At 61.0% G+C, this 9,860-nt stretch carries 10 protein-coding genes; 7 read left to right on the forward strand and 3 right to left on the reverse strand.

The features are described from left to right. Positions 1 to 15: 15 nt before the first annotated feature. Positions 16 to 1,059, forward strand: coding sequence for a LacI family DNA-binding transcriptional regulator (locus LCF59_RS02990; RefSeq protein WP_292285428.1), 1,044 nt, complete (start codon positions 16 to 18; stop codon positions 1,057 to 1,059). A gap of 208 nt (positions 1,060 to 1,267) precedes the next feature. After that, the gene (locus LCF59_RS02995) at positions 1,268 to 2,278 is read left to right on the forward strand and encodes an aldose epimerase family protein (protein WP_292285430.1); all 1,011 of its coding nucleotides are present in this window, start codon (positions 1,268 to 1,270) and stop codon (positions 2,276 to 2,278) included. 75 nt (positions 2,279 to 2,353) lie between these two features. On the opposite strand, the gene LCF59_RS03000 is transcribed toward LCF59_RS02995, so the two are convergent. Then, entirely contained in the window at positions 2,354 to 3,874 is a 1,521-nt protein-coding gene (locus LCF59_RS03000; RefSeq protein ID WP_292285432.1) for a sodium-dependent transporter, read from the reverse strand. Between the two features lie 258 nt (positions 3,875 to 4,132). Here LCF59_RS03000 and LCF59_RS03005 point away from each other — a divergent pair, with 258 nt between their 5' ends. The 5 genes from LCF59_RS03005 to LCF59_RS03025 are packed head-to-tail and all read left to right on the forward strand — an operon-like array spanning position 4,133 to position 6,666. Continuing rightward, on the forward strand, positions 4,133 to 4,441 hold the full coding sequence (locus LCF59_RS03005; RefSeq protein ID WP_367273338.1) for an ArsR/SmtB family transcription factor: 309 nt from the start codon (positions 4,133 to 4,135) through the stop codon (positions 4,439 to 4,441). Then, a complete protein-coding gene (locus LCF59_RS03010; RefSeq protein ID WP_292285434.1) occupies positions 4,438 to 4,878 on the forward strand; it encodes a permease in 441 nt (146 codons plus the stop codon). Before LCF59_RS03005 ends, LCF59_RS03010 begins: the two co-directional genes overlap by 4 nt. 14 nt (positions 4,879 to 4,892) lie before the next feature. After that, positions 4,893 to 5,525, forward strand: a complete 633-nt coding sequence (locus tag LCF59_RS03015; RefSeq protein WP_292285436.1) for a trans-aconitate 2-methyltransferase — start codon at positions 4,893 to 4,895, stop codon at positions 5,523 to 5,525. Next, positions 5,522 to 5,758, forward strand: a complete 237-nt coding sequence (locus LCF59_RS03020) for a thioredoxin family protein (protein ID WP_292285438.1) — start codon at positions 5,522 to 5,524, stop codon at positions 5,756 to 5,758. Before LCF59_RS03015 ends, LCF59_RS03020 begins: the two co-directional genes overlap by 4 nt. Continuing rightward, on the forward strand, positions 5,755 to 6,666 hold the full coding sequence (locus LCF59_RS03025; protein ID WP_292285440.1) for an MBL fold metallo-hydrolase: 912 nt from the start codon (positions 5,755 to 5,757) through the stop codon (positions 6,664 to 6,666). The genes LCF59_RS03020 and LCF59_RS03025 overlap by 4 nt, the downstream gene beginning before the upstream one ends. A gap of 425 nt (positions 6,667 to 7,091) precedes the next feature. Here the strand turns inward: LCF59_RS03025 and LCF59_RS03030 are convergent, their stop codons facing one another. Both LCF59_RS03030 and LCF59_RS03035 read right to left on the reverse strand, forming a co-directional pair. Further along, complete coding sequence (locus LCF59_RS03030) at positions 7,092 to 7,505, reverse strand: BLUF domain-containing protein (RefSeq protein ID WP_292285442.1); 414 nt, start codon at positions 7,503 to 7,505, stop codon at positions 7,092 to 7,094. Between the two features lie 411 nt (positions 7,506 to 7,916). After that, a complete protein-coding gene (locus LCF59_RS03035) occupies positions 7,917 to 9,773 on the reverse strand; it encodes a sigma 54-interacting transcriptional regulator (protein WP_292285444.1) in 1,857 nt (618 codons plus the stop codon). Between the last annotated feature and the right edge of the window lie 87 nt (positions 9,774 to 9,860).

The raw sequence follows: 9,860 nt of genomic DNA on the forward strand, positions 1-9,860 counted from the left end.
TGAGGGCCAAAGACAATGACATCGAAAGACGACAAGACCATCCGGGTCACGATGAAGGATGTGGCGCGTGCGGCGGGCGTGTCGCAATCGACCGTGTCCTTCGTACTCAGCGGAACAGAAAACATGCGTATCAGCGCGGAGACCCGCGCCCGCGTGCTCGAAGCAGTCGAGGCGCTTGGCTATCGCTCGCGGGCCGCCGGTCGACCAACCGGCGGCCAGGGCCACCGGGTCATCGGGCTCATGTTCGACGAGATCGCCACCAGTCCTTTCGCCTCCATTTCAATCGAGGGTCTGCAGGAAGAGGCCTGGAAACAGGGCGTCATCGTCGAGGTGGTTATGACCGGCGGCAATCGCGCGCACGAGACGGCGGTTCTCAACAAATGGGCGGCGGACCGGGTGCATGGCGTCGCCTACGCCTCAATCCTGACGCGCGAGATCACACCGCCCGATGCGCTGGCGCGGCACAAGGCGGTCTTGTTGAACTGCACCGACTCCACCGGGCGTGTGTCCTCGATCGTTCCGGCAGAGCGGCGGGGCGCAGAACTGGCCACCCGGACGCTTATCGAAGTGGGCCATCGCCGCATCGCCTTCATCACTGGCGAGCCCTGGATGGATGCATCGGTCCAGAGACAGGAAGGCTACAAGCGCGCGCTGAGCGTGGCGCAGATCGAAGTCGATCCGGCCCTTATCGTCGAGGGAAATTTCCTGCCGAGCGGCGGTCATGCCGCGACGGTCGCCCTGCTGGAGTCGGCACAGCCCCCGAATGCCATCTTCTGCGCAAACGACCTTATGGCCATCGGCTGTTACGAGGCGCTCAAGGAGCGGGGTCATCGCATCGGCGAAACAATTGGCGTCATGGGATATGACGATCAGGAAGTTGCACAGCATCTCTCGCCGCGCCTCAGCACGGTGTTGCTTCCACACCGCGAAATGGGTCAGTGGTGCGCGCGCAAGCTTCTGGATAGCAGCGACATGAACCCCGAAGCCATTCGGCTTGAGGGGCCGATCATGATCCGGCAATCGCATCTGGGGGTTTGCGCGCCGGAAACAACCGCCTAGATGTGCCGCTTCAAAACGGCCGTGGTCCTTTGAGAAAGCTGGTCGGGGTGGCGTTGAAATGCGCCGTGACCCGCGAACATTGCCCACCTCTGCGGACGCTCAGCGCGGGCAGAACCGGACGCGCAGGCGGATCGCACGCTTACTTGGCCCGCGCTGAATACTGCGGGCCGCACAAAGAAACGTATCGCTACGCAACGAGGAGAGTCTTGTGTCGCAAAGCATCATTGAGTTCGGGAAAACGCCCGACAACGACGCCATCCAACGGGTCACACTGAAAGGCGGCGGGCTGAAGGCCAATATCCTGACCTATGGCGCAACCGTGCAGGATCTCCGCCTGGAGGGGGTTGCCCACCCGCTCGTCCTCGGCGCCCCGTCGATCGAGCCATATTTCGGTCCGATGAAATACTTCGGGGCCATTGTCGGGCGCTTCGCGAACCGGATTGGGCAAGGCAGGTTCCTGCTCGATGGGCACGCGTACAACGTCTCGCGTAATTGGCTGAGTAGACACACGTTGCATGGTGGCGAGGTTGGCGCTGGCGAGAAGATATGGAGCATCGAGGATCTGACCGACAGCCGCGTCACCATGGGTCTCGAACTTGCCGATGGCGACATGGGGTTCCCCGGTCATCTGACCGTTCACGCCAAGATAACCCTAACCGAAGATTGCAGCCTCGGTTTCGACATCCGCGCCACGACAACCGCCGCGACGCCATGTTCTTTTGCGCATCACGGGTATTTCAACCTCGATGGCGGCCCCGACATTACCGGCCACGATTTGCAGATTGATGCGAAGGCCTATCTGCCTGTCGACGACGAGTTGATCCCGACCGGCGAAATCCGACCCGTGGAGGGCACAAAATTCGATTTTCGCACCCGATCGGAAATCGGCAAGCGCGGCCTCGATCACAATTTCTGCCTGTCTGACACGCGGAAGCCCCTACGACCGGTCGCGCGCCTGCACAGCGCAGAAAGCGATCTTTCGATGTCGGTCGAAACGACGGAGACGGGACTTCAGGTTTATGACGCCGCCTATATTCCCGAGGCGGGTCTCGCCGGTCTGGACTGCCGGACTTACAAACCTTTTGCCGGGGTTGCGCTGGAAACCCAGGTTTGGCCGGACGCACCCGGAAGATCGGAATTTCCCGACGCGATTCTCCGGCCTGAAAACGAATACCGCCATCAGGTGCGCTACGTTTTCACGACAGGCGCGCAAAAATGACTATGGGCCAGGAAGCCGTTTGTCGAAACGTCGATCACCGCTGACCACTTGGCGCTTGGGTCACAAGACCATCAATCATTGCAGTGACGCGACCATGCCATAGCCGAAAAGCGCTGCCAAAAGAATGGGGATGATCCGTATCAGCCAGCCAAGCATGGTCGCCATGCGTTGGTGCAGGCCAAATTGGCGGCACAGCTGGGCAGGAGAAAAACGCCACCCCAAGATAAGCGATGAGGCGATGGCGGCCAGGATCGTGCCGCTTGAGCCAACGGTTCGATCTATGGCATCCAGCACCGGTCTTTCGCCGATTGTCCATTCCAGGGCCGTATAGGACAGCGCCGATGGAACGCCCAAGGCCACAATTGCGACAACGCCGATCAAGACCGCAGACACCGAGTTGATACGGCGACCTTGCTCGCGCAGTGCCGCGGTTACCACTTTAGCGCCGCCCAGACACGAAGAGAGCGCCGCCAGAAACAGCAGCCAGAAAAAGACCGGCGCCAGGATCACCTCGCCGCCCATCTGCTCGAAGGCGCGTGGCAGTGTCTCGAAGGCGAGTTGAGAGCCGACACCCGGATCCAGCCCAGCGGCGAAGACCAGCGGAAAGATGGCTACACCCGCCAGGATCGCCACCCCGGAATTGATGGCGGCAACGGATGCGACAGACCGTGGGACATTCACGCGCAGCGGCAGATAACTTCCATAGGTGATGAGATAACCCTGGCCGATGGTCATGGAGAAAAACGCCTGTCCAAATGCCGCGCGCCAGACGGCCGGATCCTGCATCCGCGAGATGTCGGGAGAGAAGAGAAAAGCCAACGCCTGATGTGCCGCGCCGTACCGCATTGCGTATACCGCAAGGCCGAGCAACGCGAGCAGCAGAACCGGCATGAGCAACTGCGCCGCACGCTCAATGCCCGACAGGCCGAAAGCGAGAATCGCGGCCACCATCGCTCCGGTCACGCCCAGCCACCCGAGCGACGCATAGCCGGAGGAAAACTCTGAAAACACCGGCGGTGCGCCCATGGTGGATTCCACCGCGTAGCCCAGTGTCCAGCCGGTCACGACGAAGTAATAGCTGTCGATCGCCAAGGTGAGCAGGACAACGGCGACACCAACCGGCAAGAAGACACGGCCGAACCGGCGGAAGCTCGCAATGACCGAGCCATGGGTTTCGCGTCCGATGGCGATTTCCAAGGCTGCGAAGGGAATGGCGATGAAAACGACAGCGATCGCGTAAGCGAACAGGAAAGCCCCGCCGCCATTTTCCCCGACCAGGGTTGGAAAGCGCCAGAGATTGCCAAGCCCGACACCGGCGGCTGCCGTCGAGAGGACGAAGGCGCGTTCCGAGGACCAGAGCGCATAGGGTTGTTCTGCTTTTTCCGCCGCCTCACGCGAAACGTCTGTCAGTTCAGCGGCAGCTTGGCTGCTTTCCTCTCTGGGTTGGGCCGTTGGTTCGCGTTGTCCTCGGACAGGCTGTTCGTCATCCTCCGATGGATCATCTCCGTTCGGGGCGGCCGTGTCCTCATCCGCCTCAGCAGAGGTGTCTTTTGTGGCGCGGCTTTGATTTGCCTCGTCGTTTGAACACGCTGGCATGTAACCTCACGAGAGCCTTTTTCCTGTTCTTGGACGTTGCGCCCGAAGCGAATTCGCCTACGCCGAAAGACCAATGAGACATTGTTTGCCGGTCGATTTGCAACCAGAACCAAGCAAAACTGATGATTTTGAATTCTTCGGCATCGGGTCCGGCGCTTGTCCGGACCAAAGCCGATGCTCATCCTCATGCCAAACTTACGACGCGTTCCTGATTTGACAAGTGCCATGATTTGACATGGATCATAGCGTATATGCGCCGTGGCGCATAAACTTTCGGTCATGCAGGATGTCCTGACCGCCATTTGCGACCCGACACGCCGTGCGGCACTCTCTATCCTCTGGGATGGGGGAGAGCATTGCGTCTGCGAACTGATGGCGCGGCTCGACGCGAGCCAGAGCCGGATGTCGCGGCACATGAAGGTGTTGCGCGAAGCCGGTCTCGTGATCGACAGGCGCGATGCGCAATGGGTGCGCTACCGCCGGAACCCCGACCTCGCGCCGGAGCTTGCAGCGGTTGTCGACGCGGTTCTGGCTGTGGGAGACAAACGCGAATTGGAGGTCGCATGACCACCAGGACCGACGATCACCATGCCCCGCAGGAGCTCCCGGCCTGGCCATGGTATGCAGGCGTGCCGCTTGCGGTCGTCGTCTGGTGGCTGGTCTACGGCCCGTTGATCCCGTTCTCCGAGTTGGCGACGTCGCTCTTTCCGGTCGCGCGCTACAGCCATACCGGCGAGGCCATTGCCTTCTTCATCTATGATGTGCCCAAGTTGCTGCTCTTGCTGACGGGCATCGTCTTCGTCACCGGTGTCTTGCTTAGCTGGTCCAGCCCGGAGAAGACCCGCGCGATCCTCGCGGGAAAACACCAGATCTGGGGCTATCCGCTGGCCGCCGCTCTTGGTGTGCTGACGCCCTTCTGCTCGTGCTCCTCGGTGCCGCTCTTCATTGGCTTCGTGTCGTGGGGCATTCTTGCCACCGGCTTTCTATTCAATTTCCTGTTATGAGCGAGGGCAGTGATATGGACCTTCCACAACATTGGGATGACGCTTACCGCGCGCGGGACGAAGATGCGCTGACATGGTTCGAAGCGGTGCCCGAGGTTTCGCTGCGGCTGGTTCGTCAGCACTTGCCGCGAGGTGGGACGATGTTTGACGTCGGCGCCGGCGCGTCTCGGCTGGTCGATCACGTTCTGGACGAACGGCGTGGGCACGTGACGGTTCTCGATCTGTCGCCCGAGGCGCTGGCGCTCACGCGCGAACGGCTGGGACAGCACGCCAACGAAGTCTCCTTCGTTGTGACCGATATCCGCAACTGGACGCCGGACAGGGCCTACGACCTCTGGCATGACCGTGCGGTGTTTCACTTCCTGACCGACACTGCCGATCAGCGGCGCTATCTCGAAACCCTGGATGCGAGCCTTCGCCCGGGCGGCACGGCCATTATCTCCACGTTCGACCTGACCGGGCCCGAGCAATGTTCCAACCTCCCGGTGCAACGGTACTCGCCCGAAACGCTTGACGCGCGGATTGAACAGCTGATGCCGGGCCTGCTGACCCTCGTGCGGTCAGAGCAGCACACACATCACACCCCCAAGGGCAACACCCAGACATTTCAAATCTCGGTCTATCGCAAGAAGGAAATCCCCACATGAAATCCGTCAAGGTCTACGGCTCCGGCTGCAACCGCTGCGAGGCAACCGAAACCATGGTCAAGGAGAAGGCGGCCAAGCTCGGCCTTGCGGTCAACGTCGAAAAGGTCACCGACGCCAAATCCATCGCCATGGCCGGTGTCATGTCCACGCCGGGCGTTTCGGTCGACGGCACGCTCGTCCACGCCGGTGGTCTGACGGACGCGGCGAAACTCGAAGACTGGCTCAACGCATGATCCGCGCTCTAGTTGCCGTTGTCGTCCTTGTTGTTCCCAGCTCCAGCCTTGCGGACGTGCTCGATGTCCAGCCTGTCACGCAGGATGTCTGGGCCATCGTCGGCCCCACCGAGCAGCGCAATCCGGAGAACCTCGCCAATAACGCGACCTTCGGGCTCGTGGTGACGACCGAGGGGGCGGTGCTGATGGATCCGGGCGGATCTTGGCAAGGCGCGGAGATGCTGCACGCGGCCATCCACACCGTTACCGACCAACCTGTCCGCTATGTCATCAACACCGGCGGGCAGGATCACCGTTGGCTCGGCAACGGGTACTGGCAGGCGCAGGGGGCAACCGTGATTGCCTCGGAAGCGGCGGTCGAGGATCACAACGACCGCGCGCAGAATCACATGATCGCACTGTCGCAATTCCTGGGCAACGGGCTGGACGGGACCGAGCCGGCCTATGCCAATGTGACCTATGAAACCGATTACGCGCTCGAGTTCGGTGGCCTCAGCTTCGAGATCATGCATCGCGGCCCGGCTCACACGCCGGGCGACAGTTTCGTCTGGCTGGACGAACGCGATGTGATGTTCACCGGGGACATCGTCTATGTCGACCGCCTGCTGGGCAACGGCCCGGCCCGCGACACCGACAGCTGGATCGCGGTGTTCGAAGCGATGGCGGCGTTTGGGCCCACGCATATCGTGCCCGGCCATGGCCGCGCGACCGATCTGGCCACGGCCACACGCGACACCCATGACTATCTTGTGAACTTGCGCAGGCGGATCGGGGCGCTGATCGAGGCAGGCGGCGACATCATGGACGCGCCGCAGATCGACCAGTCGGCCTGGGCCCATCTGGAACAGTTCGAAGCGCTGGCCGGCCGCAACGCGCAGGCCACCTACGAAGAGATGGAGTGGGAATAGAACGAAGGTCAGGCACCACTCAGCGGTCTGGTATCATCTGCACTCATGCTGCCCAGCCCTTGACCCGAATATACTGGTCCTCCGTTTGCCAGTTTGCGATCCACACCGTGACAGTCCGAGATTTCAGATTCCAGCCAAGAACTCAGGGGCCGCTGCGGGGCCGGGAGCGCTCATTTGGCGCGTTTTGCTCCACGGGCGGCTCGGCGTCGGAACGTCCGGCTTTGCGGCGTTCGCTTTACGGAATCTTCTTGCCACGGAAACAGAAAAGCGAAAACGATGTGCCGCCGCCAGTCTGGCCAGGGCAATCCTTCGATCACGCCAGGCCGCCCGTCGATCCGGTCCGGTATTTACGGTCCATCTGCCCCATCGCATCGCGCTGAAGCCCTGGAGCCGGCGGCGAAGGGCGCTGCGCGCTGCCGTTCCGATCAGGTCAGGTCTGGTGCATCGGCCTTGTCCCGGAGCTTTTCGAAAAACCCCTCGACCTCTGCTTCGGTGGTGCGTTCAATGGCGTCATCCCGGACGTCCGCTTGCGACCAGATCCATGTCACGGCCGGATCATGCAGCATCGCCCATTTTCCGAACATCCGCTCCGGGACAGTCTTTTCGACATGAATCTGGAACTCAAGGTGCCGGTCATCGCGCCCGATGCGCTCCATTGCTTTCCTGACCTCTTCCTCCGGGCCTTCGAGCATTTGCAGATAGACATCTTCGCGGCAGATAAGCGCGCCTGTGATGCCCCGGCTCGGGTTGGCGCGCTGCGCATGCGCCAGAATGTTGTTCAGCGTATTGCCGTCAAATCCGAAGGGACGTGATGTGTAGATCGCGCGATAGACTGACATGGGTGCGCCTTTTCCTGTTAACATCACCATGGCACATTCCGGGCGGCTTGGCACGGATTAACGCCAATCATTCGCTTCCTCGATTTGCCTAGCAACTCATCCAGACGGCGTCAAAGTTGGCGTTTGACCCGGGTTCGCCACGAACAGCCCGGCATACTGTCATGCGCGCGCCCTATCCCGGTCCAGATCGAGTCGTTTGGGCAGCTTGACCTGCGGCACCAGCAGGAAGATCGGCGCGCTTTTCGCTGCAAACGCTCGAACCCTGGTTGCGGCCGGTATTCGCGCCAGAGGCGAACGGTTGACCCAGCTTGTTGATTCGGGCCCTGTCGGCAACCGGCAGGCGCGGTCCGCGGCGGCGTTCCTCCCATTAGCCTGAGGTGATCTTGCCGCAATTCCCGGGCCCGCAATGATTTACCAGTCATCGTCTTTCAGTCCCAATTTCTTGAGCCTTGAATACAGCGTTGTCGGCTTGATCCCCAGAAGTGCTGCCGCACCCTTTTCGCCCGACACCCGGCCGCCCGCCTCTTTCATGCAGGCAATGATGTTCGTCCTGCGAATTTGTTCGACGTCTGCTTCGGTCAGCAAGGTGGAATTTGGCAAAGTCCCTGGTGCGACCTGGCTTTGGAACTCCACCTGCAGCTTGTCAGACTGGGAGACGATGGCCCCGCGTTCGATCACGTTGGCCAGTTCGCGGACATTTCCGGGCCAGTGGTACTGTTGCAGCTTTCGCATGGCACCTTCGGTAACAACAGGAACCTTCCGGCCCAGCCGTTTGCATATGATCCGAAGCAAATGGGCCGTCAGGATCGGGATATCCTCTGGCCGGTCCCGCAGGGGTGGGCACAAAATTGGGAAAACCCCGAGGTGCAACATCAGATCCTGACGCAGCCGCCCCGCCTGTACCTCCCGATCAACATCGCGGTTGGTTGAGGCGATGACCCGCAGGTCAAGACTGCGGGCGCGATCATCGCCCAGCCGGATCACCTCTCGGTTCCGGAGCGCATCCAGCAAATGGCCCTGAAGCTCGATCGGGATGTCAGCGACCTCTTCAATGAACAAGGTGCCGCCATGGGCCAGTTCCAGCTTTCCGGGCCGGTCCTTGAGCGCACCTTGAAATGCGCCGCGCACCTGTCCAAACAGTTCGCTTCCGACATTTTCAGCTGTGATCGCCCCGGCCTTGAAGTGGATCATGGGGCGACGTTTGCGCGGGCTGTCCTTGTGAATGGCCGAGGCCACCAGAGACTTGCCAACGCCGCTTTCGCCGCGGATGAACACGGTTGTGTCGGTGGGGGCCACAAGTTCAATCTGTGTGATGATCTTTTGAATGGCCTCCGAGCGGCCAATGATGTCATGATGCGCGCGTTCGATGCTGATCGCTTCCTGCAGGTAGGCGTTTTCCTCCTCCAGCTGATCGCGCAGGGCCGCCACCTCTTCCATGGCTTCGCGCAATTTGCGCTCGCTTTCCCAGCGTTCGGTGATGTCGCGAAAGATCACGACAGCGCCGACCAGTTGCGGGCCGTCGTAGATCGGGGTTGAGACATATTCGACCCGGATTGGCTTGCCGTCCTTGCGCCAGAACACCTCGTTTTCGATCCGGTTGACCTGTTCGAAGCGGAAAGACTGGTAGATCGGGCATTCATGCGAGGGATAGCGTTCACCGTCCAGGTGGTGATGGTGGATTTTCGCATGGATATCGTGGCCCAGCAGGTCTTCGGTGGTCCAGCCCAGCATTTCCTGCGCGGCACGGTTCACGAATGTGGTCTTGCCATCGGCGTTGACGCCATAGATCCCTTCGCCGGCGGCGTTCAGGATCAATTGGTTCTCGCGCTCGAGGTCGGCAAAGAAGCTTTGCGCGCGTTGCCATTCTGCAAGGCCGCCTTGATAGAAGTTCCCGGCAGCAACTTCGGCGGCGTGCTGCTCCAGGCCCGCCAGATCAAGCGCGTTCAACAGCAACATCTCCTTGCCGTTATGGCGCACTGCCCGTGCTGTAACCTCGCATTGAAGCGGTTCACCCGCTGCGCTTTGCAGGGTCACCCCGCGTGTCCACGCTTTGCCCCGGTGCTGAACCTCGGCGATGAAGACCACGAAGGTGTCCATGCCGGATGCGACGAAACGGGCGAAATGCGATCCCACCAGAGCCGGATCGCCGAACAGCGCCCCGGCCTCTGGGGTGGCGGCAAGAATGAGGTCCTCGGCAAGATCAATCAGAAGGGTCGGACCAAAGGCACCAGCAAGCCGGGAATCGTGTGAGGAGTCTGTATCAAGCATCCCTGTATGCGAGCCGCAAACGCAGCCAAACTCAATACGAAAAATCGTAATTTACGAAAAACCGTAACAATCTTGGCCAATATTTTC

Origin of the sequence: Marivita sp. (assembly GCF_020055675.1) — a bacterium.
GTDB lineage: Bacteria > Pseudomonadota > Alphaproteobacteria > Rhodobacterales > Rhodobacteraceae > Marivita.

Coding starts and splice junctions, on each gene's coding strand:
- LCF59_RS02990 (WP_292285428.1), top strand. CDS start 16: ATGACATCGAAAGACGACAAGACCATCCGGGTCACGATGAAGGATGTG.
- LCF59_RS03000 (WP_292285432.1), bottom strand. CDS start 3,874: ATGCCAGCGTGTTCAAACGACGAGGCAAATCAAAGCCGCGCCACAAAA.
- LCF59_RS03010 (WP_292285434.1), top strand. CDS start 4,438: ATGACCACCAGGACCGACGATCACCATGCCCCGCAGGAGCTCCCGGCC.
- LCF59_RS03015 (WP_292285436.1), top strand. CDS start 4,893: ATGGACCTTCCACAACATTGGGATGACGCTTACCGCGCGCGGGACGAA.
- LCF59_RS03020 (WP_292285438.1), top strand. CDS start 5,522: ATGAAATCCGTCAAGGTCTACGGCTCCGGCTGCAACCGCTGCGAGGCA.
- LCF59_RS03025 (WP_292285440.1), top strand. CDS start 5,755: ATGATCCGCGCTCTAGTTGCCGTTGTCGTCCTTGTTGTTCCCAGCTCC.
- LCF59_RS03030 (WP_292285442.1), bottom strand. CDS start 7,505: ATGTCAGTCTATCGCGCGATCTACACATCACGTCCCTTCGGATTTGAC.
- LCF59_RS03035 (WP_292285444.1), bottom strand. CDS start 9,773: ATGCTTGATACAGACTCCTCACACGATTCCCGGCTTGCTGGTGCCTTT.